The organism is Brucella grignonensis, from assembly GCF_002252505.1.
Taxonomy (GTDB): Bacteria; Pseudomonadota; Alphaproteobacteria; order Rhizobiales; family Rhizobiaceae; genus Brucella; species Brucella grignonensis.
Genome location: NZ_NNRL01000161.1, coordinates 52,617 through 75,388, shown reverse-complemented (window position 1 = coordinate 75,388; position 22,772 = coordinate 52,617). Strand labels below are relative to the sequence as shown.

Genomic DNA, 22,772 nt, shown 5'->3' with positions numbered 1-22,772 from the left:
AAAGATCGAAGATCACGGAAGAAGAAACCATGGCCACCGAAATTCGCGTTCCCACGCTTGGGGAGTCCGTTACTGAGGCAACCATCGGAAAGTGGTTCAAGAAGGTTGGCGACGCCATCGCTGCTGACGAACCGCTGGTGGAACTGGAAACCGACAAGGTGACGATTGAAGTTCCAGCTGCGGCTGCGGGCGTTCTCGCTGAAATCGTTGCGCAGGAAGGCGACACGGTTGAAGTAAACGCTCTGCTCGGCCAGATTTCGGGCGCGGGTTCCGCTCCTGCTCCGAAAAAGGAAGAAGCCAAGCCAGCCGCAGTCGCAGCACCTGCTGCATCGGCACCGGTTGCTTCAGCATCGTCGGGTCCGGCAATGCAGCCAGCACCGGCTGCTTCCAAGCTTCTCGCTGAAAAAGGCCTTTCGGCTGATCAGGTCGATGGTTCGGGCAAGCGCGGTCAGGTCCTCAAGGGCGATGTTCTCGACGCAATCGCTAAGGGCGTTTCGGCTGCTCCAGCGGCGGCTGCTCCTGTTGCTGCACGTCCGGCTTCGTCGGCTGACGATGCATCGCGCGAAGAACGCGTGAAGATGACCCGCCTGCGTCAGACGATTGCACGTCGTCTGAAAGATGCACAGAACACCGCTGCAATGCTTACAACTTACAACGAAGTCGACATGTCTGCGGTCATGGAACTGCGCACCAAGTACAAGGACATCTTTGAAAAGAAGCATGGCGTGAAGCTCGGCTTCATGGGCTTCTTCACGAAGGCCGTGACCCATGCGCTCAAAGAAATCCCGGCTGTTAACGCCGAGATCGACGGCAACGACATCATCTACAAGAACTTTGCTCACGTTGGTATGGCTGTCGGCACCGACAAGGGTCTTGTGGTTCCTGTCATCCGTGACGCTGATCAGCTTTCGATTGCTGGCGTTGAAAAGGAACTGGGTCGTCTTGCGAAAGCTGCGCGCGACGGTTCGCTTTCGGTTGCAGACATGCAGGGCGGCACCTTCACCATCACCAATGGTGGTGTTTACGGCTCGCTGATGTCCTCGCCGATCCTCAATGCGCCGCAGTCGGGCATTCTCGGCATGCACAAGATCCAGGATCGTCCGGTTGTCGTTGGCGGTCAGATCGTCATCCGCCCGATGATGTATCTTGCTCTCAGCTACGATCACCGCATCGTTGACGGCAAGGAAGCCGTAACCTTCCTCGTCCGCGTCAAGGAAAGCCTGGAAGATCCAGAACGTCTCGTTCTGGATCTTTAATCGCAACGCATTATCCTACGCAAAACCGCTTCGCACTTTTGCTGGAAATGCTCTAAGGATTAAAAATAATGGAGCCGGGTTTGTTTTCCGCGTCGCCTTTTCTCCCGCTGATTGGCTGGAGTGTTGTTCTGCTGGTGGTTCATATTCTCCTGCAGGGTTTTACGGCGACGAAGGAACTCGGCTCCAAATGGAATGCGGGTCCGCGCGATCAAGGGTTGAAACCCACCGGCCATCTTGCCGGTCGCGCGGAACGCGCCTCCAACAATTTCCGTGAAACCTATCCTGCTTTCATTGCACTCGCTTTGGCACTTGTGTTCAAGGGCGATGCTCAAGGATGGGGGCTTTGCGGCGCCTGGATCTGGCTTGCCTGCCGCATCCTCTATATTCCGCTTTATCTCGCGGGTATTCCTTATATCCGTTCGCTGGTCTGGCTCGGTTCGCTGGCCGGGTTGGCGCTGATGTTTTTCAATCTGGTTTTTTGACGCTGCCTGTATCGCGTAGATGCGGGGCGAAGGATAAGTGATGCATCCCTATCTGTTTGAACTTGCATCCCTGATGGCGATCTTCGTCTTTGCCATGGTCTCCCCGGGCGCTGATCTCGCCATGGTGATCCGCCAGTCGCTGATGCAGGGGCGTCGCGAGGCGATCATCACCAGCTTCGGCATTGGTGCAGCCTTCATGATGCATGTCACCTATACGGTGCTTGGTCTGGGACTGATCATCTCCCAGTCGATCTATCTCTTCAATATCGTCAAATGGTGTGGCGTAGCCTATCTGATCTATATCGGCATCAAGGCTTTGCGTGCTGGGGCCACCAAGATCGACATCGATATGAGCGAGGAGGAGCCGCGCGTCAGGCAAAGCGCACTCAAGGCTTTTAGCCTGGGCTTTGCTGCAAATGCGCTTAATCCGAAGGCTGTGTTCTTCTTCCTGTCGATCTTCTCGACGGTTATCAGCCTTCATACACCGACCGAAGTGAAGCTTGGCTACGGTGTTGTGATGGCCACGGCATTGATTTCGTGGTTTATCGGTGTCAGCCTTTTCATGACCACGCCAAAGATGCGCGCAGTTTTCTCGCGTGCTTCAAAATGGATCGACAGAACAAGTGGTGTGGTTTTCATTGCGCTTGGTCTGAAACTTGCTGCTGAAAAGGCGCATTGAAAACCGCCGGAAAAACCGCCGGAAAAGCTGCCGGATAGTCGAGGAGAACCGACAGATGCATGACGTGAAGAAGCTCTTCAAGGTGGTGGCTGCATCAGCACTGGCCGTGACGGTTTTCTCAAGCGCCGTTCAGGCAGCTTGCACGCAGAATCGCGCGGTCTATCGCGATCAGGGTGATGCCTACACACTGACCTTTCATGCCGCGCAATCCAACGCGCTGAAGATGAACCCGGCACCGACCAACGAATTCACCATCACTGCCGATGATAAGCCGGAATTCAAACTTTCCGGCCTCGTCATTTGGCCTGAAGAGGGGGTTGCGCGCCCCTACGCGCTTATTACCTATAACTGCAAGAACGGGGGCACCGATCCGGAAGATCTCGATGATTGCAGCATCTGGCAGAGTGTTGTCTACGCGCTGAAGGAAGGTGCCGAGGCGGATGTGCTGCCAAAGGCTGATGAGCCGGCCGCGCAGGCAATCCTGTTTCCCGATCTGGCAACGGCGCTGGACGGATATGATTTTGGTGTCGCGAAGCCTGAAAAACCGCTTCAATTTGAGACCTTCCGTTTCAAGTCGTGCACGCCTGAAGAAGAATGATCGGATTTCCGGTCGTATGAATGTTTAAGGGTCGTGAAACGACCCGTCCAAGATCAGACTGAAGAAGGATAATTCAATGTCTTACGATGTGGTTGTCATCGGTACCGGCCCTGGCGGCTATGTTGCCGCAATCAAGGCTGCACAGCTCGGCCTTTCTGTGGCTGTCGTGGAAAAGCGCAAGACCTTTGGCGGCACTTGTCTCAATGTCGGCTGCATTCCTTCAAAGGCGCTGCTGCACGCATCCGAAGTATTTGCTGAAGCCGGTCATTCTTTCGATACGCTCGGCGTCGAAATCAGCAAGCCGAAGCTTAATCTTGAAAAAATGATGGCCCACAAGGACGCGACCGTGAAGTCGAATACGTCCGGCGTCGAATTCCTGTTCAAGAAGAACAAGATCACGCCTTACATCGGCACTGGCAAGATCGTTGCGAAGGGCAAGGTTTCTGTAACAGCTGAAGATGGCAGTGTTCAGGAAATCGAAGCCAAGAACATCATCATTGCAACCGGTTCGGACGTTGCAGGCATTCCGGGCGTCAAGGTCGATATTGACGAGAAGGTCATCCTGTCATCGACCGGTGCGATCGCACTCGACAAGGTTCCGGGTCATCTGGTTGTTGTCGGCGGTGGTGTGATCGGTCTGGAACTTGGTTCTGTCTGGGCACGTCTCGGTGCGAAAGTGACCGTTGTCGAATATCTCGACAAGGTACTTGGCGCGATGGACGGCGAAGTCTCCAAGCAGTTCCAGCGTCTTCTCGAAAAGCAGGGCATTGCCTTCAAGCTCGGCGCAAAAGTGACCGGTGTTGAAAAGACTGGTAAGGGCGCGAAAGTGACTTTTGAGCCAGTCAAGGGTGGCGATGCCGAAACGATCGAGGCCGATGCGGTTCTCATTTCCACCGGCCGTCGTCCTTACACCGATGGTCTGGGTCTTGCGGAAGCTGGCGTCAATGTCGATGATCGCGGTCGCGTTGCAATCGATGGTCACTGGCGCACCAATGTCGAAGGCATCTATGCCATCGGCGACGTGGTTCAGGGCCCTATGCTTGCACACAAGGCTGAAGACGAAGGTATCGCAGTTGCCGAAATCATCGCGGGCCAGGCAGGACACGTAAACTTCGACGTCATTCCGAGTGTTGTTTACACGCAGCCGGAAGTAGCCTCCGTTGGCAAGACCGAAGAAGAGCTGAAAGCTGCTGGCATCGAATACAAGATCGGCAAGTTCCCGTTCACGGCAAACGGCCGCGCGCGCGCCATGCAGCACACGGACGGCTTTGTGAAGATCCTTGCCGATAAAGCGACGGATCGTGTTCTGGGCGCGCATATCCTCGGCTACAATGCTGGTGAAATGATCCACGAACTGGCTGTTCTGATGGAGTTCGGTGGTTCGTCCGAAGATCTCGCACGCACCTGCCATGCGCATCCAACCATGTCGGAAGCCGTGCGTGAATCGGCTTTGGCAACTTTCGCCAAGCCAATCCATATGTAATTGCTGATTAAATTCGGCAAGTAGAAAGGCCCGCGAAAGCGGGCCTTTTTTGTCAGTTCTGTGCTGGCGGAGTCACGGGTGGTATTGTTGTTTCGCCCTGTGCTGCGGGCGGTGGCGGTGCTGTCGTGTCAGTGCTACTGCCGCTGAGATAAAAGAAATAACCAAGGATCAGAATTGCAGCGATCAGGATAACTGCGAGCAAAATGCCGCTACTTCCTCTGGGTTGTGACGGCCTGCGAGCCGGATTGTTGCGTGGATCGAGTGGGTCAACCATTTGCTCTCCTCCCGTTGGTTGTAACCACTGGAAAGTTTAACACAAGCAAGCAGCGATTGTTCCGGTTTACATCGCTGTGACGCGATAGCCCTTATCGCGCAACAATTCGATCAGGCCTTCTTTGCCGGGCAGATGCAGCGCACCAACAGCAATGAACAATCCGCCTTTCTCAAGCAGCGGGGCTGCGCGTTCCGCCATGATGTGGTTGCGGTCGGTGAGCATGACTTTCTGGAAAAGATCGTAATCCTCATCGGTCAGATCACCGGGAGCGATTTTGCGCAGAGCCGGCATGATCATTCCGGTTTCGCCCTGAAGATAAAGAGCGATCATTGTCTCTGTGGTGTCTTCGATTGCGTCACCAAAGTCGGCAGTCGCGATCAGATTGCGCATATGAAAATCAAGCGGAAGTCTGTTCATGGCACCCAGTTGTTCGGCTGCTGTCTCCAGCCCTTCAACGGGGCGTCCTTCTTCCTCGGCATCACCCGCGAGCTGACCATCGAGAAAAGCTTCGCCGCGCAGCTTTCGCTCCCGTTCGCATTTGGGAAGTGCCAGCAGGCTGCTGACGATCCAGGGCTTCATTTTGGCGACAGCGCCAAGAACAATGCCGCGCGCCTCGAGCTTCCTGGTGATTTCGACCACGCGGTCGGGTGGCATATGCGATTGCAACGTCGAGCCATCGGTAAAAAGCATGAGCTCGGGCTGTTCGAGCTTGAGCCGCAGAAGCGCTTTCTGGTCAAGAACGTCGGTGGCTTCAATCACAATGGTTTCAGCGGACGCATAGGCCTTTGCGGCAGCGTCTGGCAATGTCATCACACGCGGGTCGCTGAGATGAATGGTGCCAAAGAGATAGGAGGGGGGCAGTCCATCTTTCTCTATCTTCCAGATAATGCCTTTGTGGTTGGGAATATTCTCTGTGTCTTCCCGCAGCTTCTCCCAGAGTTTGGGATCTTTCTTGTCCAATCCGTCAAGCAGATTGACCCCGCGTGTGGTGCAGGTCGCGGAAGTTTCCTCGGCACGAACATGGATCGAGCTTGCGAAGAGGGCACAGGCAAACAGCAGGAACAGCTTTTTCATAAAGAGAATATAGGTGGTCGGGCGCGATATGGAATGGCAATTTTCAGGCGCGCGGATGCGCCTTGTCATAAACATCGAGAAGCCGTGCCGTATCGACGCCGGTATAGACCTGCGTTGTCGACAGGCTCGCATGACCGAGCAATTCCTGAATGGTCCTGAGATCGCCGCCGCGACCCAAAAGATGTGTCGCAAAGGAGTGGCGCAGCGCATGTGGAGTTGCGGTATCGGGCAGACCAAGACCCGCGCGGAGCTTCTGCATTTCTCGCTGGATGATTGCTGGGTGAAGAATGCCACCTTTTGCACCGCGGAACAGCGGTTTGTCGGCAGAAAGGTCAAACGGACAAAGCGAACGATATTGTGCAACGGCACGGTGCACTGCTGGAAGCAGTGGCACCATGCGCGCCTTGCCGCCCTTACCGGTGATCGAGATCGAGAGGGCGGACGCGTCATTGAGCGCATCACCGGCAAGACCAAGCGCTTCCGAAATGCGCAGGCCGCAACCGTAGAGCAAGGTCAGGACGGCTGCGTTGCGCGCGGCAATCCATGGTTCTTCCGCCATTTGCCCATCGGCTGCAACCACGCGCCTGGCGTCTTCGGCGGTTAGTGGTTTTGGCAGAGATTTTGGTTGGCGGGGCGCGCGTATGGCACTTGCACCGGCTGCATTGACCAGACCACGCTTTTCCAGATGCCGCAGCAGCGATCTTACACCGGCAAGACCACGGCCCAGCGTGCGAGCCCCAACGCCCTCATTGCGCCGATTGGCAAGGAATGAACGCAGATCAGCGACACGCAGATTGCCGACATCCTTGATCGAGGGTGGCTCACCCAGATGATGGGTGAGGAAATGCAGAAACTGGCGCGTGTCGCGCTCATAGGCTTCGAGCGTGTTATCCGAAAGACGACGCATATCTTTAAGCGTTTTCAGCCATTCCTCGCGCGCGGCCGCAAGATCGGCGCGGGCAGGGATCAGGATTTCGCTCTGTGTCGTCATCTTCGGGATTCGCTCTCGCATTGCGTTGATTATAGTCTGCCAGCGATAGGTTGCCGGGCAGTAAATGCCCAACTTTTCGTTTTTCTTGGCGTTTCTCCGGGAAATTGAGTAAGCGGTATAAAACAGCCCTTAAATTATGGAAATTTTCATGTCGCGCCCAGAGAACCCGATCCAGCTTGCCGTTATCGGAGCCGCCCATGGCATACGCGGCGAAGTCCGGGTCAAGACATATACTGACGATCCTCTGGCCATTGCTGATTATGGCCAGCTCTATGATGCACAAGGCAAAGCCTATGAGGTGCTTGAGGCGCGTTCGGCGAAGACTGTAGTTGTGGTGCGCTTCAAGGGCATCAACGACCGCAACGCAGCCGAAGCGCTGAACGGGACGGAGCTTTTCATTGATCGTTCGCAATTGCCGGATGACGAGCTTGACGAGGACGAGTTTTTTCAGACCGATCTGATTGGCCTTGAAGCGCTGGATGCAGACGGTAAGTCTTATGGTGTTATCAGCGCCCTTTTCGATTTTGGCGGTGGCGATCTGATCGAACTTAGCCTCAAGGGCAAGCGCCCGATGCTGATCCCCTTTACCGAAGCAGCGGTGCCGGAGATCGATTTTGAGCAAGGCATCATTCGTGTCGATCCGTATGCGGCGGGATTGATCGCAGACGAAACCGATAATCCGCTTCGCGACGAGGAAGAGTCCCAAAACGAAAAGAAGCGGCCGAAGAAGTCATGATCGACCTGCCTGATACGGATAATGCCGAGCAGACATTTCATGCTTCCGTGCTGACCCTTTATCCCGAAATGTTTCCCGGACCTTTGGGTATTTCTCTGGCTGGCAAGGCGCTTGCCGAAGGCACATGGTCGCTTGATACAGTGCAGATCCGTGACTTTGCAGAAGGCAAGCACCGCATGGTTGACGACACGCCTTCGGGTGGTGGCGCAGGCATGGTGATGAAGCCGGATGTGGTGGCGCGGGCGCTCGATTCGGTTGGCGACGACCGTCCCATGTTGCTGATGAGCCCGCGTGGTGCGCCGCTGACGCAAAAACGCGTCCGCGAACTGGCGGAAGGTCCAGGTGCCATCATTCTTTGCGGTCGCTTCGAGGGCGTCGACGAACGGGTGATCGAGGGGCGTGAGCTCGAAGAAATTTCGATTGGTGACTATATCCTGTCGGGTGGCGAGACGGCGGCGATCGTGTTGCTCGATGCTATTGTAAGGCTGCTTCCAGGGGTCATGGGCAATCGGGAATCGGGTGAAACAGAAAGCTTCGAGACCGGGCTTCTGGAACATCCGCATTACACGCGTCCGCAGGTTTGGGAAGGGCGTTCCATTCCTGAAATCCTGACATCGGGTAATCATGGCGCGATTGATAAATGGCGGCATAAAGAGGCAGAGCGTATCACAAAGGAACGGCGTCCTGATCTTTGGGAAGCCTATCGAGAGGTTAAACGCAAATGAACCTGATCCAGCGGCTCGAAAGTCTTTCCCTGGCGCTGTTGGCGCTTGGTGCATATTGGATAAGCGGCGTGAGCTGGTGGCTTTTTGCAGTTCTCATTCTTGTGCCCGATCTGTCTTTCTTCGCTTATATGAAAGGACCGCGTACAGGTGCGGTCGTCTATAATATTGCGCATAGCTGGATCGGGGTTGTATTGCTGTCTGTGCTGGGTTGGGCGATGAACTGGCCGCTCTGCTTTGCGATTGCGCTAATCTGGGCGGTGCATATCGGCGTTGATCGTGCGCTTGGCCTCGGCCTCAAATACGGGACCGGCTTTAATGATACCCATCTGGGACGCATTGGCAGCTGATCGTTATTTCGCTCCCCGATATTGATTCATTTGCAGCAATGGTGTATTGCCGCGCCAGTTCAAGGAAACCCGACATCGTAATATCCGGTTCGGGGACAGTCCGAGACGTCCGTAAACCAATAAATGGTGTACCGCTCCTGCCTGATTCTTTGGGCATAGCCACAAGGCCAAGGTTGCTTGGTGGCAAGTGCAGAGCGCTCTGACTGTTTGAGAAGAATTCAGAAGGAATAAGACGATGACCGATATCATTCGTCAGCTTGAAGCCGAACAGGCAGCAAAGATTGAAGAAAAGCGCAAGCTTCCAGATTTCCAGCCAGGTGACACGGTTCGCGTTCAGGTTCGCGTTACCGAAGGTACACGTACCCGCGTGCAGGCCTATGAAGGTGTTTGCATTGCGCGTTCGGGCGCTGGCATCAACGAAAACTTCACCGTTCGCAAGATTTCTTATGGCGAAGGTGTAGAGCGCGTATTCCCTGTTTATTCGCCAATCGTAGAAGGCGTTGAGCTCGTTCGCAGCGGTAAAGTCCGTCGCGCGAAGCTTTACTACCTTCGTGGCCTTACCGGTAAGGCTGCACGTATTGCTGAGAAGAAAGACAACCGCACCAAGGCAGAACGCGAAGCCGACAAGGCCGCTGCTGCTAAGGCAGAAGCTGCAAAGACTGCTGCTGAATAAGCCAGTTTTCGCAAGAATCTGAAAAAGGCGGTCCTCGGGCCGCCTTTTTTATTTGCAAAAGCCAAAAGGCTGCGTAACATATTGCATAAATCTGCCTTAATTACGCAAGATTGTTACTGCGACACCCTGTTACGGTTTGTGTTTCTTGACGAAACGCCAAGGCAGGTGCATATGACAGCTCAAATTAAGAACTATTCAAAGGAACTCTCGCAATGAGCGCGCCGCGTACACTTTATGACAAGATCTGGGACGACCATGTAGTGGATCAGCAGGATGATGGTACCTGCCTCCTTTATATTGATCGCCATCTTGTGCACGAAGTGACAAGCCCGCAGGCTTTTGAAGGTCTGCGCATGACGGGCCGCAAAGTGCGTCATCCGGAAAAGACGCTGGCTGTTGTGGATCACAATGTTCCGACCTCGCCGGACCGTATCAACGGCATCAAGAACGAGGAAAGCCGTATTCAGGTCGAAGCTCTGGCCAAGAATGCTGCTGATTTCGGCGTTGAATATTATTCCGAGCGTGACAGACGTCAGGGCGTTGTCCATATCGTTGGCCCTGAGCAGGGCTTTACGCTGCCGGGAATGACGATTGTCTGTGGCGACAGTCATACTTCGACTCACGGCGCCTTCGGTTCCCTGGCGCATGGCATCGGCACATCGGAAGTCGAACACGTTCTGGCAACGCAGACACTGATCCAGAAGAAGGCCAAGAACATGCTGGTGCGTGTTGATGGCGAACTGGCTCCGGGCGTCACCGCCAAGGACATCACGCTCGCAATCATTGGCGAGATCGGCACGGCTGGCGGCACAGGCTATGTGATCGAATATGCGGGCAGCGCCATTCGCTCGCTGTCGATGGAAGGCCGCATGACGGTCTGCAACATGTCGATTGAAGGCGGCGCGCGCGCTGGCCTGATCGCGCCTGATGAGACGACCTTCGCTTACATCACAGGCAAGCCACGTGCACCAAAGGGTGAAACCCTCGAGCAGGCAATTGGCTACTGGAAGACACTGCATTCGGATGAAGGTGCACATTTCGACAAGATCGTCGAGCTGGATGCCGCCAAGATTTCGCCGGTCGTTTCCTGGGGTTCGTCACCGGAAGATGTGGTGTTTGTTACCGACATCGTTCCGAACCCTGACGAGATCAAGGACGAAACCAAGCGGGCATCGAAGTGGCGTGCGCTCGACTATATGGGCTTGAAGCCAGGCACCAAGATGACGGACATCACGATTGATCGCGTCTTTATCGGTTCCTGCACCAATGGCCGTATTGAAGACTTGCGCGATGCTGCACGCATGGCAAAAGGCAAGAAAGTTGCCGCTGGCGTGAGCGCCATGATCGTTCCGGGTTCGGGTCTTGTGAAAGAACAGGCAGAAGCGGAAGGTCTGGATAAGGTCTTCATCGAGGCCGGTTTCGACTGGCGTGAGCCGGGCTGCTCGATGTGCCTCGCGATGAATGATGATCGGCTTAAGCCGGGTGAACGTTGCGCTTCGACCTCGAACCGCAACTTCGAAGGCCGTCAGGGCTTCAAGGGCCGCACGCATCTGGTGTCACCTGCCATGGCCGCGGCCGCTGCTATCGCCGGTCATTTCGTGGACATCCGCGACTGGAACTAATCTTTCTTTCGAGAGCGTTTAAGCAAGTTTGGAAAAGCCGTCGGAGTAATCCGGCGGCTTTTTCGTGCTTGGAGCGGCGCCTGAAATGAGACTTTTACTTACTAAATTAGCTGCATTTTTATGCTTTGAATGTATAATGCTTTCGGGTTGACAAGTGTTTCTTCAGCTTGGCTGAAGCGAGGAGGCTTGTCGGTTAGAGTGCATTCCGAAAAGTGTGAAACGGTTTTTGGACAAAGATGCGCTTTAAATCAAATATTTAGAGCGCCGATCTGATCCAATCAGATCGAAACGCGCTCTAGTCGGTTTTGGGGGATGCGGGCCTATAGAATGGTTCGCAGGCATATGCCGGAAAGCGCGGATGGACGGAGCAGAGTTCATACTCCTGATCAACATGACCGTTTCAGGTCTGTTTGTTTTCACCTTTCTTGGCATTGCGGCCTTTGCACGCGACAATGCTGCTGCGCCGGTTTTTGCCATGGGCTTCGTTTTTGCGATGCTCTACTTCCTCATAGAACTGCTGATGCCATCGATCCCAAGTCAAAAGCTTGGCTATATGCTGGCATTTGCCGCTTATTTCATGACGCTGGCCTGTCTGGTAATCGGGCTTGCGCGTATGTATTCGTCGCCTGTTCCATGGTGGCCGCTTGGGGGACTTCTGATCGGATCACTGTCGCTGGTCTACGGCATTTACGACATTGCGCGCAGTGAGATGATTGGCCAAATTCTGTATCAGGTGCCTTATTTCCTGACATTGATGGTTGCCGTCTGGGTTGTGATGCGCGGGCGTTCAAACACACGTGCCCAAAGCCGTCCGTTTGGGCGGTCTTGGGGAGTGCTTGATGGGCTGATGGCGGGGCTGTTCACGATCGGCGCCATTCATTTTCTGCTCAAGCCAATCCTGGCCTCGTTGGTGGGCGGGGTTGGTGTTAATCCAGACGACTATGTTCGAACAGACTATGCGTTGTTGGTGCAATCGATCGGTGCCGGGCTTTCGGTTGCAGGGGGCTTGCTGCTTTTGCTGAGCCTCATGGGCGAATTGATTTCCGATGTGACGCTTCGCTCGGAAACCGATCAGCTTTCAAGTCTTCTCAATAGGCGTGGGTTTGAGTTCAGGGCGGAAGTTTTGATTGATAAATCAAAGCGTATGCGACAGGCGCTGTCGCTCATTGTCTGCGATATCGATTATTTCAAGTCGATCAATGACACCCATGGGCACGCTCTTGGTGATCGGGTAATTGCGGCTTTTGCCGATGAATTGCGCCGTTCGGCGGCCTCCAAGGGGGGGATTGCCGCGCGCATGGGCGGCGAGGAATTTGCAGTCCTGCTCCCTGGCCATACGATCCAGTCGGCATGGCGGTTTGCAGAGAGGGCGCGGTTGGCCTGTGCCGATATCACGCTTCCCGGCGTTGCGGGTGATGTGAGCTTCACGGTGAGTTTTGGTGTCACAGAAATGGAGTTTGATGACTTCTTTTCCGATGTTTACAAACGTGCAGACGGCGCGCTTTACGAAGCCAAGAAGAATGGCCGTAACTGTGTCCGTACAGCGCTGCCGATGATGCTCGATGACAATGTGGTCGAGTTTCGAGGCTTAAACAATGGCCGCAGGCTGAGCTGATCTGCGCCGACCTGTTGTCTTCACGAGAACCACGAAATTATTCCAACACAGCTTTACCTTTGGTGGCGGTGCTGGCTACAATTGAAACATTCCCGATTTCGGGAAGCCGTTTTCCAAGGCGGCCTGCATGCGCTTTAAGACATGGCAGTCGCTCTGGTGTGTTTGTTTGGTCGCATTTTTACGACGTCAGATGATCCCATCTGACGGTAATATGCTCTGGGGAAAGATTACACATGACCGTAGATCATGCCGTCGATATTGCGCTTCTTCATTTGCGCGATGCCCATGAGTTCGCGCCGCTGCTTGCAAGCTATGCGCAGGCATTGAAGCGCGGTGCGCCGCGTCGTCCGGATGAGTTTTATGCAGAGCATTTGCTGCAGGACCGTGCCACCGAGATTCTGGGCGCTCGCGTTGACGGCGACCTCGTTGGCTTTGTGATCTTCTACGACCTCCCGGAGCCGGTATCCGGTCTTCGTGCAGGGCAGGTGGACCATATCTATGTGCATCACGATCATCGCGGTAAAGGCATTGCCAAGGCGCTCATCGATTTGCTTGCCGACAAGGCAGAGGAGCGCAGCTGGTCGAAGCTGGTGCTCAATGCGCCGCGCATACCCGAAGACGGCCGCAAGCTTTATGAGCAGATCGCGACCGCCGCTGACTGGTCGAGCTATGTGATTCGCTTCGGCAACTAGGCTTCATCCGCAAAAGTGGATGAAATTACACATGTTTTTAGGAATCTCTGACTTCAATCGTTTGAATGCCGCAATCACGCGATTGTGTCGCTAAGGTGCGACCAATTGTTAGTCTTTTCGTGAAAAAGCTTCTTTGACGAGAGGGTAAAAGCGCAGTAGAAAGCGCCAGATAGGGTCGTGCGACACGATCCAGCCACATTTTCTGGGTCGTGCCGGCGCAGGATCGAAAAATTCTGTTTCCTGCGTTGTGAGCGACATCCAACCGGGCTCTTTACAAGCCCACATCTGCTTCATTATGCCAAAGAAAACTGGCTGATGGTGAGGCGGGTAGAAACGTCAGGGAAGCCCACGAGAGCCATGACACAACCGACCGTTACGCGTCAGCGTCCTTTGTCGCCGCATCTGTCGATTTATCGACCGAAGATCACGATGACGATGTCCATCATCCATCGTATCACTGGTGGCGCGCTTTATTTCGGAACCCTTCTGCTTGCTGCATGGCTGATCGCTGCTGCAATCGGCGAAGATGCTTTCAAAACCGTGAGCTGGGTCTACAGTTCGTGGATCGGCTATATCGTGTTGTTCGGCTACACATGGGCGTTGCTGCACCATCTGGCTGGCGGCATACGCCATTTCATCTGGGATATGGGCGCCGGACTTGAAAAGCACACGGCCAGCAAGATTGCCTGGCTGACGCTGGCCTTCTCACTGCCTGCAACGATCCTTGTCTGGGTTGTTGCTTTCGCAGTGCGCTGAAAGGAGTTCTGACATGAACGATATGCGTACACCTCTCGGCAAGGTTCGCGGTCTGGGGTCGGCCAAGGAAGGCACCGGCCATTTCTGGTTTCAGCGTGTGAGTGCTGTGGCACTCGTTCCGCTGGTTCTGTTTTTCATCGGTCTGGTCATTTCGCTTCATGGCGCAAGCTATGCGGAAGTGAAAGCCGTTCTGGCGCATCCGTTCACCGCTCTGGTGATGGCGCTGTTCGTGCTGACCGGCGTCTACCACATGCGTCTTGGCATGCAGGTCATTATTGAAGATTACATTCACAGTGAAGGCATGAAGGTCCTGCTGGTTATGCTCAACACCTTCTTCACGGTGTTTGTTGGTGTGGCTTGCGTCTACGCGATCCTCAAGCTGAGCTTCGGAGGTTGATAGCCCGATGGCTAGTGCACAAAACAATGCAGCCGGCGCTGCGGGCGAAAAGAACTACAAGTTCGTTGATCATAAGTTTGATGTTGTCGTGGTCGGGGCCGGTGGTGCGGGCTTACGTGCAACGCTCGGCATGGCCGAACAGGGCCTGAAGACAGCCTGCATCACCAAGGTTTTCCCAACGCGCTCCCATACGGTTGCAGCGCAGGGCGGTATCGCAGCGTCGCTCAAGAATATGGGTCCGGATAGCTGGCAGTGGCATATGTACGATACCGTCAAGGGATCGGACTGGCTCGGCGACACCGATGCCATGGAATATCTGGCGCGTGAAGCACCTGCTGCGGTTTACGAACTGGAGCATTACGGCGTGCCTTTCTCGCGTACCGAAGAAGGCAAGATTTATCAGCGCCCATTCGGCGGCCATATGCAGAACTTTGGTGATGGCCCTCCGGTTCAGCGCACCTGTGCTGCTGCGGACCGTACCGGCCACGCGATCCTGCACACGCTTTACGGACAGTCGCTCAAGAACAACGCGCAGTTCTTCATCGAATATTTCGCGCTTGATCTCATCATGACTGACGGCGTCTGCACGGGCGTTGTTGCCTGGAACCTCGATGACGGCACGATCCATCGCTTTTCTGCCAAGATGGTGGTTCTGGCGACGGGCGGCTATGGCCGTTCGTATTTCTCCGCAACCTCCGCGCATACCTGCACTGGTGACGGTGGCGGCATGGCTGCACGCGCTGGGTTACCGCTTCAGGACATGGAATTCGTTCAGTTCCACCCAACCGGCATTTACGGCGCAGGCTGTCTGATTACCGAAGGCGCACGCGGTGAAGGCGGTTATCTCGTCAATTCCGAAGGCGAACGCTTCATGGAGCGTTATGCGCCTTCTGCCAAGGACCTTGCTTCGCGTGACGTGGTTTCGCGTTGCATGACCATGGAAATCCGCGCTGGTCGCGGCGTTGGCAAGAATAAGGACCATATCTATCTGCATCTCGACCATCTCGATCCGGCTGTTCTGCATGAACGTCTGCCGGGTATTTCCGAGTCGGCCAAGATTTTCGCAGGCGTCGATGTGACCAAGGAACCGATACCGGTTCTGCCAACTGTTCACTACAATATGGGCGGCATTCCAACCAATTACTGGGGTGAAGTGCTGAACCCGACCAAGGAAGACCCGGATCGCGTTCAGCCGGGACTGATGGCTGTGGGTGAAGCAGGTTGTGCTTCCGTGCATGGTGCAAACCGTCTCGGCTCCAACTCGCTGATCGATCTGGTGGTGTTTGGCCGTGCGGCTGCAATCCGCGCTGGCGAGGTTATTGACCGCGCCGCGAAAATCCCAGACATCAACGAAGAAGCCGTTGAAAAGATCATGGATCGCTTCCATCGCCTTCGTTATGCGAACGGCTCGACGCCGACCGCAGAATTGCGCGAAAAGATGCAGCGCACCATGCAGGAAGACGCTGCCGTGTTCCGTACGGATGAATCGCTCAAGCAGGGCGTTCAGCGCATGTCGGCAATCTGGAAAGAACTTCCGGACATCAAGGTCAGTGACCGCTCGATGATCTGGAACTCCGATCTGGTGGAGACACTGGAACTGGAAAACCTGATGGCAAACGCGATGGTGACAGTCGTTTCGGCTGAAGCCCGTCACGAGAGCCGTGGTGCACATGCACATGAGGATTTCCCGGACCGTAATGACGCCGAATGGCGTAAACACACCCTTTCATGGCTGTCGCCAGATGGCGAAGTGAAGCTTGATTACCGCCCAGTTCATCTCGATCCGCTGACGACCGAGGATGAAGGTGGCATCAGCCTGGCCAAAATCGCGCCGAAAAAGCGCGTTTACTAATCGAGGGAATGAGCAATGGTTGAACTCGCACTTCCCAAAAACTCCCGTATGCAGGAAGGCAAAACCTGGCCGCGTCCAGATGGTGCCAAGAATGTAACGGAGTACCGCATCTATCGCTGGTCGCCGGATGACGATGCAAATCCAAGCATCGATACCTATTATATCGACCGCGACGATTGCGGCCCGATGGTGCTCGACGGTCTTCTTTACATCAAGAACAAGATCGATCCGACGCTGACTCTGCGCCGTTCGTGCCGTGAAGGTATTTGCGGTTCCTGCGCAATGAACATTGATGGCGCCAACACGCTTGCCTGCACCAAGGGCATGGACGAGATCAAGGGTCCCATCAAGGTTTATCCGCTGCCGCATATGCCGGTGGTCAAGGACCTTGTGCCGGATCTCAGCAACTTCTACGCCCAGCACCGTTCGATCGAGCCTTGGCTCAAGACGGTTTCGCCTGAGCCGCAGAAGGAATGGCTGCAGAGCCATGAAGATCGTCAGAAGCTGGATGGTCTTTACGAGTGCATTCTCTGCGCCTGCTGCTCGACCTCGTGCCCAAGCTACTGGTGGAACGGCGATCGTTATCTTGGACCAGCTGTGCTGCTTCAGGCCTATCGCTGGCTGATCGACAGCCGCGATGAAGCCAAGGGCGAACGTCTCGATAACCTCGAAGATCCGTTCCGTCTGTATCGTTGCCACACGATCATGAACTGCGCGCAGACTTGCCCGAAGGGTCTCAACCCAGCGAAGGCGATTGCAGAGATCAAGAAGATGATGGTCGAACGCCGCGTGTAATCATCGTTATTGCCTTATCAGGTCGAAATGTTGTTATTAAACCGGCTTCACTTAGTGAAGCCGGTTTAATTTTGGGATTGGGGCATGCGTAGTTTACCTGAAAATTTTGATCCAGAGGCCGTTATTGAAATTGACAGGCGGCTCGCAGCTGTAGAGAGCGATGAAAAAGCGGTTGTCGCACTAGCGATTGAAAGTGGTAGTCGCGCTTGGGGTTTCCCTTCGCCTGATAGTGACTATGATTGTCGTTTTGTTTTTGTACGTTCTTTTGATGAAACTTTAACGTTATTTCCGCGTAGGGATGTGATTGAAACACCATTGACGCCGATTATTGATGTAAATGGTTGGGAATTATCGAAGGCCTTAAAATTGATGCTCGCGGGCAACGCAGTAATCGTTGAATGGCTAACTTCGCCCATTGTCTATAAAGTTAATCCAGATTTCAGGACGGCCTTCCTGTCTCTTGCCAACGATGTTTGTGATCGAAATGGAATAGCTCGACATTATTTTTATCTGGCTAGGAATCAGTTCGAGAGGTCAATCGGCGATGGCCAAGGTGTGGCGATCAAGAAGGTTTTCTACGCCCTGCGTCCACTCATGGCTCTGAAATGGCTACGCTTGCACCCGCGTGAGAGAATTGCACCAATGCATTTTCCAACCCTATGCCGGGCAGTGGATCTTTCCAACGATCTTTCGGTGGAGCTTGAAAGCTTAATGCAGCGCAAAGCGGAAACCCGGGAGATGGGGCAGGGAAATGTTTCGGATGTGATCATGACGTTCCTGAAAAAGGAACTGTCTAGTGCCGAAAACAATCTTACGCAGCAATCCAAAGTCGATGACGATGTGATGGAAAACAGAGAGCGAGCAGATGCTTTCTGGAGACACTGGTTGAATGCATTGTATTGCGATAGAAATGCATTGAGATAGAAATACTGTACAGAAACTGTAACGGCTTTCTTGTTCGGAGTGAACTATGCTCGATCATATCGGTTTCAACATTTCAAGCATGCCAAAATCCCGCGCATTCTATGATGCGGCCTTGGCACCGTTGGGCATCACGCGGGCGATGGAGTTTGGTGATTGGGTCGGCTACGGGCGTAATGGCAAGCCGGAATTCTGGATCGGTAAGCAAAAAGGCTCAAAGCTTGCAGGCGTGTTGCATGTGGCCTTTTCGGCGGGAACGCGTTCCGAAGTGAATCGCTTCTATGAGGCAGCACTTGCTGCTGGCGGACGCGACAATGGCAAACCCGGTCTGCGTGAGCATTATCACCCGGATTATTACGCGGCCTTTGTAACCGATCCTGACGGGCACAATATTGAGGCCGTCTGTCACCTTCCGGAATAGAAAAAGCGGGCACGGCCCGCTTTTTTCATATTGATCGCTCAGACCAGCTTGGCATCCAGTGTTACTTCGATTGCACCAAGTGCTTTCGAAAGTGGACAGGATTCCTTTGCTTTCCTGGCGAGACTTGCAAAGTCATCTGCGGAAATCCCGGGTATGGTGGCGTTGAGTGTCAACGCGCTGCGTGAGATTGCGAAACCGCCGCCTGATGCGGGGCCGACCGTTACCGTGGCAGTGGCTTCCAGCTTCTCAGCTGGTGTGCCGTGCTCGGTCAGAAGTGCTGAAAGCTGCATTGCGAAACAGCCAGCATGCGCGGCACCCAGCAGTTCTTCCGGGTTGGTGCCAGCGCGCCCGCTTTCATCTTCAAAGCGCGCCTTGAAGTCGTAAGGCAAGTCTTTCAACGCCCCACTTTGCGTGTTGAGCGTGCCTTTGCCGTCCTTGAGTGTACCTTTCCAGACCGCCGTTGCTTTTCTGTCCATGGGAAGCTCCTCTGTTTGGGTTACACCTCACATAGGGCGGTGCCCTGCTGCTTCCAGTGCAACTTTCCGGTTTGTATCCGCTGCCCATGCAAGGGAAAGCATCAGAACCATAATTATGATCATGTTGAAGAAAAAGCGGTCATAGGGCATCGGGAAATAGACGAACTTGCCAAGCATCCCGATGAACATGGCGAAAACAATGCCATTGAGCCGAGGAATTGTGGTCTTGATACCGGTTCTTGCCATTGCCGCCCACGCCACCAGTGATACCAAAAGCATTGAAGGCCAGCTTTCGAGATAAAGCGCCAGAATGACACCACGAATATAAGCCTTGATGAGGAGCAGAAGCGAGAAGTCCGGCTTGAAGTCACTCATGGAATTCTGCATTTGGATGCAGGTGAAATAGAGATGTGCCCACCAGCCGGGATGCCCGGCGCGACTGGAGATAACGAGGCCAATGATTACGGATGCTACGAATGCCGTAAGCAAAGGCAGCTTGCGCCAGCCAAAAAGCACTGCTGCTATCAGCAGGGCAAAAATCATTATTATATTATCAGGCCTGATCGTGAATGACAGAACGAGCAGGACAGATGCGAGCCAGTCGCGCTCTTTCATCAGGGCAAAAATGGCCGCAAAGGAAAATGCAGCCAGAACAATGTCTGGAAAGACAGCAGACGTCATCGGTCCAAAGCCTGCCAGCAGAAGGGCGGGCCCGACCAGAAGTCCGGCCTGAAGCGCGTTGTAATAGGCGAGGATTGCGAGGATAATCAGACCGGAAGCAATCGCTGCTGCGAGACTGATGAGATGCCCTCCCAGCACAAGCCCTGTATAGGGCTCGATGAGGCGCAACATTTGCACATAGCCGATTTTGACCCTGTACATGATGAGCTGTGACTGAAAGTTATCGGGGCTTTCCCATTGCGCGCGGCGATAGTCACCGGCGTATTTCAGAGCGTTGATCTCGTCTTGCGTGGTAACAGCTGCAACCTGCCGCCATGTTTCTTCGTGAAGCGTCGCCGCATCCGGGTATCGGTTCTCAATGGCGGTGGCGATATAGGGGATCATGTCCCAGTTGTTGTCGGGTTTCGTAACCGAATAGATCACTGTAACAGCGATAGCCGCCAAAACGGTCAGAGCGCCTGCGATTTTGGATAATCTGTGCAGCAATTCTGCCGACAATAAGCCGCTCTGCATGCGGATGGCTTTGTCTATCAGTCTGTCACCCGTATGCATATGCTCGCGAGTCCCCCGACGCCTAAGCTAGTGCCTGCTCTTTTTTAGCAAAGGTTGAAGCTTTTGCCATCAGGAAGCGTCGCGTTATTCCCGAAAAGTAACGCCCCTTTTGCACGTTTGACCCGATCTATATGTTTTGACGCATTTCCGAACGCAAAACCGGTTCCCGATTTTGGCTCAAATGCTTTAAATCGCTTCACCCTGCAAAAGGCGTGGAGTATCGCCTGATAGTCCTGCTGCCTGTTTGATGAAGAAGGATTTGACGCTTGGAACGCGGTCGACAAGCCCAAGGCCGATGTCGCGGATCGTGCGAATTGCCGGATTGTCATTGGAGAATAATTTGGTCAGCACATCGGTCGTGACGCCCATCTGCACCGTGTCGAAGCGGCGCCATGCCTGATAGCGTTCAAGGGCCGCAAAAGAGCCGATATCGAGACCAAGGCGATCGGTTTCAACAATGACTTCAGCGATGGCTGCTGCATCACGGAAGCCAAGATTGAGGCCCTGGCCGGCAATCGGATGGATGCGGTGTGCAGCGTCACCTACGAGCGCAAAGCGTGGTTTCACGAATTCACGCGCCAGTGTCAGGCCGAGCGGGAATGCACGGCGTGGCCCTTCGACAGTGAGTGCGCCAAGGCGATGGCCGAAGCGCTGTTCAAGCTCGGCTTCAAAAATGAAATCATCTTCGCGGATCAACCGTTCGGCATCTGCTGTGCGTTCTGTCCAGACAAGCGAACTGCGATTGCCGGGAAGCGGGAGAATCGCGAACGGACCGGCAGGCAGGAAATGTTCATCAGCGCGACCACCATGCGGACGTTCATGGGCGACGTTGCAAACGATGCCGGACTGATCATAGTCCCAGTTGACCGTCTTGATGCCTGCAATGTCACGCAGGCGCGATTTTGCACCATCGGCAGCAATCAGCAGGCGTGTCGTGAGCGTTTCGCCATTTGCCAGTTTGACAGTGACGGATTCCGGATTGGTTTCGAAATTCTCGACGCTCATGCCTTCGATGAAGGTGATGCCGAGCTTCTCTGCCTGTTTGTGAAGTGCGGTGTTGAGAACGCGGTTTTCAACCATATGCGCGAACGGCTCACCGGGGTTAACGTCGCCTGAAAAGGTGAGGTACACCGGACGCACGGGATCAGATGTGCGGGAATCGGTGACAACCATTTCGGTGATGGGCTGAGCTTCGGTAACGATTTCCTGCCAGCAGCCAAGCTTGTCGAGCATCCGAGAGGCCGCGGCAGCAATGGAAGACGCGCGTGGGTCTTTTTTCCATGCGCCAGCTGGTGCGCCATCAATAACTGTTACAGAAAGATGCGGAGCGGCGGACTTGACGGCAACAGCAGTCACAAGCCCGACATAACCGCCGCCTGCAATGATGAGATCGTTCTTGTCCGTTGTCTTTTGACTGCTGGTTGAAGACATCGCTCGTTCCTTTCGGATATTCAGATCACCCTTCGGTGAAGCAAAGGCTTCCACTTGACAGTTTCTCTTGTGCAGGCACAAACAGTTCACCGAGAATATATTGCCTATATAGGATTTCAGGAGACAGGCTGTCCATGTCAGATAATGAAAAGACTGGGTCCGATAATGAAAAACCGAGTGTGGTGAAAAGCGAACAAACCGCTGCGATGCAGCAGTTGCTCGAAACGCTTGATCTCGAAACACTTGAAATGGATCTCTTCCGCGGCAACAGCCCGCAGGTCGGCTGGCAGCGTGTGTTCGGCGGGCAGGTGATCGGTCAGGCGCTGATCGCTGCGCAGCGCACCGTTGAGCCGGATCGGCACGTTCATTCCCTGCACGGATATTTTGTGCGCCCGGGTGATCCGTCCATTCCGATTGTCTATGAGGTTGACCGCATCCGTGACGGTTCCAGCTTCAATACGCGTCGCGTGCTGGCCAAGCAGCATGGCAAGGCGATATTCACATTGTCTGCGTCCTTCCAGATTGATGAAGATGGTTTGAGCCATCAGATTGATATGCCGAAAGACCTGCCGATGCCGGAACAACTGGTCGGCGATCACGATCTGAAGGAAGAATATCTCCACCTCGCCCCTGCAGGCGTGCGCAAATACTGGGAGCAGGAGCGGCCGATTGAAATCAAGCCGGTTTCGCTCAAGCATTATTTTTCGCGTGAGAAGCTCGCGCCCAGCCAGCATGTCTGGGTGCGTGCGCGTGGCATCGTGCCCGACGATCGTGCTCTGCAGGCGGCAATCCTTGCTTATCTGTCGGATATGACGTTGCTCGATACATCACTGCATCCGCATGGACGCACCATTTTCGACCGTGATTTGCAGGTGGCGAGCCTTGATCACGCAATGTGGTTCCACCGTCCTTGTCGGCTCGATGACTGGCTCCTGTACACGCAGGACACGCCAAGTGCTTCCGGTGCGCGCGGTTTCAATCGCGGTGCGCTTTACACACGTGACGGGCTTTTGATTGCGTCGGTTGCGCAGGAGGGACTTATTCGCGTGCATGAAAAAGACAAGTGATTATATTTTAATCATCGAAAAATTCATCGATTAAATTTTATGCACTTGTGGGGTGGCTTGATCCCGCATAAAATACAAAAGCTGAATCCGATGAATCACTTAGAGCGGTTTTTCCGTCGTCGGAAAGCCGCTCGATTTTTTATTCGGATATTTTTTTGAGAAGCTGGCGCCGCCTC

At 54.4% G+C, this 22,772-nt stretch carries 25 protein-coding genes; 19 read left to right on the top strand and 6 right to left on the bottom strand.

Translation table 11 applies throughout. The features are described 5' to 3' along the window. Positions 1-29 precede the first annotated feature (29 nt). The 5 genes from odhB (at position 30) to lpdA (ending at position 4,498) form a co-directional block, all read left to right on the top strand. Positions 30-1,256, top strand: coding sequence for a 2-oxoglutarate dehydrogenase complex dihydrolipoyllysine-residue succinyltransferase (gene odhB, locus CEV33_RS12740; RefSeq protein ID WP_094540823.1), 1,227 nt, complete (start codon positions 30-32; stop codon positions 1,254-1,256). Between the two features lie 68 nt (positions 1,257-1,324). Then, the gene (locus CEV33_RS12735; protein ID WP_094540822.1) at positions 1,325-1,738 is read left to right on the top strand and encodes an MAPEG family protein; all 414 of its coding nucleotides are present in this window, start codon (positions 1,325-1,327) and stop codon (positions 1,736-1,738) included. Positions 1,739-1,778: 40 nt separating this feature from the next. Beyond that, entirely contained in the window at positions 1,779-2,417 is a 639-nt protein-coding gene (locus tag CEV33_RS12730; protein WP_094540821.1) for a LysE family translocator, read from the top strand. 55 nt (positions 2,418-2,472) lie between these two features. Further along, complete coding sequence (locus CEV33_RS12725) at positions 2,473-3,015, top strand: hypothetical protein (protein ID WP_094540820.1); 543 nt, start codon at positions 2,473-2,475, stop codon at positions 3,013-3,015. A 76-nt stretch (positions 3,016-3,091) separates the two neighbouring features. Beyond that, entirely contained in the window at positions 3,092-4,498 is a 1,407-nt protein-coding gene (lpdA, locus tag CEV33_RS12720) for a dihydrolipoyl dehydrogenase (RefSeq protein ID WP_094540819.1), read from the top strand. 52 nt (positions 4,499-4,550) lie between these two features. Here the strand turns inward: lpdA and CEV33_RS12715 are convergent, their stop codons facing one another. The 3 genes from CEV33_RS12715 to CEV33_RS12705 form a co-directional block, all read right to left on the bottom strand. Next, entirely contained in the window at positions 4,551-4,772 is a 222-nt protein-coding gene (locus CEV33_RS12715) for a hypothetical protein (RefSeq protein WP_094540818.1), read from the bottom strand. A 66-nt stretch (positions 4,773-4,838) separates the two neighbouring features. Next, on the bottom strand, positions 4,839-5,846 hold the full coding sequence (locus tag CEV33_RS12710) for a TraB/GumN family protein (protein ID WP_094540953.1): 1,008 nt from the start codon (positions 5,844-5,846) through the stop codon (positions 4,839-4,841). 43 nt (positions 5,847-5,889) lie between these two features. Further along, positions 5,890-6,837 (bottom strand): tyrosine recombinase XerC, encoded by a 948-nt coding sequence (locus tag CEV33_RS12705; protein WP_094540952.1) that lies wholly within the window; start codon positions 6,835-6,837, stop codon positions 5,890-5,892. A 148-nt stretch (positions 6,838-6,985) separates the two neighbouring features. On the opposite strand from CEV33_RS12705, the gene rimM reads away from it, so the two are divergent. From rimM to CEV33_RS12640, 13 genes are all read left to right on the top strand, one after another. Further along, positions 6,986-7,573: a ribosome maturation factor RimM gene (gene rimM, locus CEV33_RS12700; RefSeq protein ID WP_094540951.1), complete on the top strand. Its 588-nt coding sequence runs from the start codon at positions 6,986-6,988 to the stop codon at positions 7,571-7,573. After that, positions 7,570-8,298, top strand: a complete 729-nt coding sequence (gene trmD / locus CEV33_RS12695) for a tRNA (guanosine(37)-N1)-methyltransferase TrmD (RefSeq protein WP_094540817.1) — start codon at positions 7,570-7,572, stop codon at positions 8,296-8,298. The genes rimM and trmD overlap by 4 nt, the downstream gene beginning before the upstream one ends. Continuing rightward, positions 8,295-8,645, top strand: a complete 351-nt coding sequence (locus CEV33_RS12690; RefSeq protein ID WP_094540816.1) for a DUF4260 domain-containing protein — start codon at positions 8,295-8,297, stop codon at positions 8,643-8,645. The genes trmD and CEV33_RS12690 overlap by 4 nt, the downstream gene beginning before the upstream one ends. 235 nt (positions 8,646-8,880) lie before the next feature. Then, positions 8,881-9,318: a 50S ribosomal protein L19 gene (gene rplS / locus CEV33_RS12685; RefSeq protein WP_094540815.1), complete on the top strand. Its 438-nt coding sequence runs from the start codon at positions 8,881-8,883 to the stop codon at positions 9,316-9,318. A gap of 212 nt (positions 9,319-9,530) precedes the next feature. Then, entirely contained in the window at positions 9,531-10,940 is a 1,410-nt protein-coding gene (gene leuC, locus CEV33_RS12680; protein ID WP_094540814.1) for a 3-isopropylmalate dehydratase large subunit, read from the top strand. Between the two features lie 358 nt (positions 10,941-11,298). Further along, positions 11,299-12,555, top strand: a complete 1,257-nt coding sequence (locus CEV33_RS12675) for a GGDEF domain-containing protein (protein ID WP_094540813.1) — start codon at positions 11,299-11,301, stop codon at positions 12,553-12,555. A 233-nt stretch (positions 12,556-12,788) separates the two neighbouring features. Then, positions 12,789-13,247, top strand: a complete 459-nt coding sequence (locus tag CEV33_RS12670) for a GNAT family N-acetyltransferase (protein ID WP_094540812.1) — start codon at positions 12,789-12,791, stop codon at positions 13,245-13,247. Between the two features lie 357 nt (positions 13,248-13,604). Next, complete coding sequence (gene sdhC / locus CEV33_RS12665) at positions 13,605-14,003, top strand: succinate dehydrogenase, cytochrome b556 subunit (protein ID WP_024898537.1); 399 nt, start codon at positions 13,605-13,607, stop codon at positions 14,001-14,003. Positions 14,004-14,016: 13 nt separating this feature from the next. Continuing rightward, positions 14,017-14,400, top strand: coding sequence for a succinate dehydrogenase, hydrophobic membrane anchor protein (sdhD, locus tag CEV33_RS12660; RefSeq protein ID WP_094540811.1), 384 nt, complete (start codon positions 14,017-14,019; stop codon positions 14,398-14,400). A 7-nt stretch (positions 14,401-14,407) separates the two neighbouring features. Continuing rightward, a complete protein-coding gene (gene sdhA, locus CEV33_RS12655; RefSeq protein ID WP_094540810.1) occupies positions 14,408-16,252 on the top strand; it encodes a succinate dehydrogenase flavoprotein subunit in 1,845 nt (614 codons plus the stop codon). Between the two features lie 15 nt (positions 16,253-16,267). After that, complete coding sequence (locus CEV33_RS12650; protein ID WP_024898540.1) at positions 16,268-17,047, top strand: succinate dehydrogenase iron-sulfur subunit; 780 nt, start codon at positions 16,268-16,270, stop codon at positions 17,045-17,047. Positions 17,048-17,131: 84 nt separating this feature from the next. Then, complete coding sequence (locus CEV33_RS12645) at positions 17,132-17,971, top strand: nucleotidyltransferase domain-containing protein (protein ID WP_094540809.1); 840 nt, start codon at positions 17,132-17,134, stop codon at positions 17,969-17,971. A 46-nt stretch (positions 17,972-18,017) separates the two neighbouring features. Further along, positions 18,018-18,389 carry a VOC family protein gene (locus tag CEV33_RS12640; RefSeq protein WP_094540808.1) on the top strand — a complete coding sequence of 124 codons (372 nt, stop codon included), beginning with the start codon at positions 18,018-18,020 and terminating at the stop codon, positions 18,387-18,389. Positions 18,390-18,427: 38 nt separating this feature from the next. Here CEV33_RS12640 and CEV33_RS12635 read toward each other — a convergent pair whose 3' ends face one another. From CEV33_RS12635 to CEV33_RS12625, 3 genes are all read right to left on the bottom strand, one after another. Continuing rightward, complete coding sequence (locus tag CEV33_RS12635; RefSeq protein WP_024898542.1) at positions 18,428-18,865, bottom strand: OsmC family protein; 438 nt, start codon at positions 18,863-18,865, stop codon at positions 18,428-18,430. A 27-nt stretch (positions 18,866-18,892) separates the two neighbouring features. After that, the gene (locus tag CEV33_RS12630) at positions 18,893-20,098 is read right to left on the bottom strand and encodes a hypothetical protein (RefSeq protein ID WP_094540807.1); all 1,206 of its coding nucleotides are present in this window, start codon (positions 20,096-20,098) and stop codon (positions 18,893-18,895) included. 186 nt (positions 20,099-20,284) lie between these two features. Beyond that, entirely contained in the window at positions 20,285-21,529 is a 1,245-nt protein-coding gene (locus CEV33_RS12625; RefSeq protein WP_094540950.1) for a ubiquinone biosynthesis hydroxylase, read from the bottom strand. A gap of 134 nt (positions 21,530-21,663) precedes the next feature. Here CEV33_RS12625 and tesB point away from each other — a divergent pair, with 134 nt between their 5' ends. Further along, the gene (tesB, locus tag CEV33_RS12620; protein WP_094540806.1) at positions 21,664-22,596 is read left to right on the top strand and encodes an acyl-CoA thioesterase II; all 933 of its coding nucleotides are present in this window, start codon (positions 21,664-21,666) and stop codon (positions 22,594-22,596) included. Positions 22,597-22,772 lie beyond the last annotated feature (176 nt).

Excerpts from the sequence above, each read along its gene's own strand:
- CEV33_RS12715 (WP_094540818.1), bottom strand. The coding sequence starts at position 4,772 with ATGGTTGACCCACTCGATCCACGCAACAATCCGGCTCGCAGGCCGTCA.
- sdhA (WP_094540810.1), top strand. The coding sequence starts at position 14,408 with ATGGCTAGTGCACAAAACAATGCAGCCGGCGCTGCGGGCGAAAAGAAC.
- trmD (WP_094540817.1), top strand. The coding sequence starts at position 7,570 with ATGATCGACCTGCCTGATACGGATAATGCCGAGCAGACATTTCATGCT.
- rplS (WP_094540815.1), top strand. The coding sequence starts at position 8,881 with ATGACCGATATCATTCGTCAGCTTGAAGCCGAACAGGCAGCAAAGATT.
- sdhC (WP_024898537.1), top strand. The coding sequence starts at position 13,605 with ATGACACAACCGACCGTTACGCGTCAGCGTCCTTTGTCGCCGCATCTG.
- CEV33_RS12645 (WP_094540809.1), top strand. The coding sequence starts at position 17,132 with ATGCGTAGTTTACCTGAAAATTTTGATCCAGAGGCCGTTATTGAAATT.
- CEV33_RS12710 (WP_094540953.1), bottom strand. The coding sequence starts at position 5,846 with ATGAAAAAGCTGTTCCTGCTGTTTGCCTGTGCCCTCTTCGCAAGCTCG.
- CEV33_RS12725 (WP_094540820.1), top strand. The coding sequence starts at position 2,473 with ATGCATGACGTGAAGAAGCTCTTCAAGGTGGTGGCTGCATCAGCACTG.
- leuC (WP_094540814.1), top strand. The coding sequence starts at position 9,531 with ATGAGCGCGCCGCGTACACTTTATGACAAGATCTGGGACGACCATGTA.
- CEV33_RS12730 (WP_094540821.1), top strand. The coding sequence starts at position 1,779 with ATGCATCCCTATCTGTTTGAACTTGCATCCCTGATGGCGATCTTCGTC.
- CEV33_RS12735 (WP_094540822.1), top strand. The coding sequence starts at position 1,325 with ATGGAGCCGGGTTTGTTTTCCGCGTCGCCTTTTCTCCCGCTGATTGGC.
- CEV33_RS12690 (WP_094540816.1), top strand. The coding sequence starts at position 8,295 with ATGAACCTGATCCAGCGGCTCGAAAGTCTTTCCCTGGCGCTGTTGGCG.
- rimM (WP_094540951.1), top strand. The coding sequence starts at position 6,986 with ATGTCGCGCCCAGAGAACCCGATCCAGCTTGCCGTTATCGGAGCCGCC.
- CEV33_RS12705 (WP_094540952.1), bottom strand. The coding sequence starts at position 6,837 with ATGACGACACAGAGCGAAATCCTGATCCCTGCCCGCGCCGATCTTGCG.
- CEV33_RS12630 (WP_094540807.1), bottom strand. The coding sequence starts at position 20,098 with ATGCATACGGGTGACAGACTGATAGACAAAGCCATCCGCATGCAGAGC.
- CEV33_RS12640 (WP_094540808.1), top strand. The coding sequence starts at position 18,018 with ATGCTCGATCATATCGGTTTCAACATTTCAAGCATGCCAAAATCCCGC.
- CEV33_RS12635 (WP_024898542.1), bottom strand. The coding sequence starts at position 18,865 with ATGGACAGAAAAGCAACGGCGGTCTGGAAAGGTACACTCAAGGACGGC.
- lpdA (WP_094540819.1), top strand. The coding sequence starts at position 3,092 with ATGTCTTACGATGTGGTTGTCATCGGTACCGGCCCTGGCGGCTATGTT.
- CEV33_RS12625 (WP_094540950.1), bottom strand. The coding sequence starts at position 21,529 with ATGTCTTCAACCAGCAGTCAAAAGACAACGGACAAGAACGATCTCATC.
- CEV33_RS12650 (WP_024898540.1), top strand. The coding sequence starts at position 16,268 with ATGGTTGAACTCGCACTTCCCAAAAACTCCCGTATGCAGGAAGGCAAA.
- CEV33_RS12670 (WP_094540812.1), top strand. The coding sequence starts at position 12,789 with ATGACCGTAGATCATGCCGTCGATATTGCGCTTCTTCATTTGCGCGAT.
- sdhD (WP_094540811.1), top strand. The coding sequence starts at position 14,017 with ATGAACGATATGCGTACACCTCTCGGCAAGGTTCGCGGTCTGGGGTCG.
- CEV33_RS12675 (WP_094540813.1), top strand. The coding sequence starts at position 11,299 with ATGGACGGAGCAGAGTTCATACTCCTGATCAACATGACCGTTTCAGGT.
- odhB (WP_094540823.1), top strand. The coding sequence starts at position 30 with ATGGCCACCGAAATTCGCGTTCCCACGCTTGGGGAGTCCGTTACTGAG.
- tesB (WP_094540806.1), top strand. The coding sequence starts at position 21,664 with ATGTCAGATAATGAAAAGACTGGGTCCGATAATGAAAAACCGAGTGTG.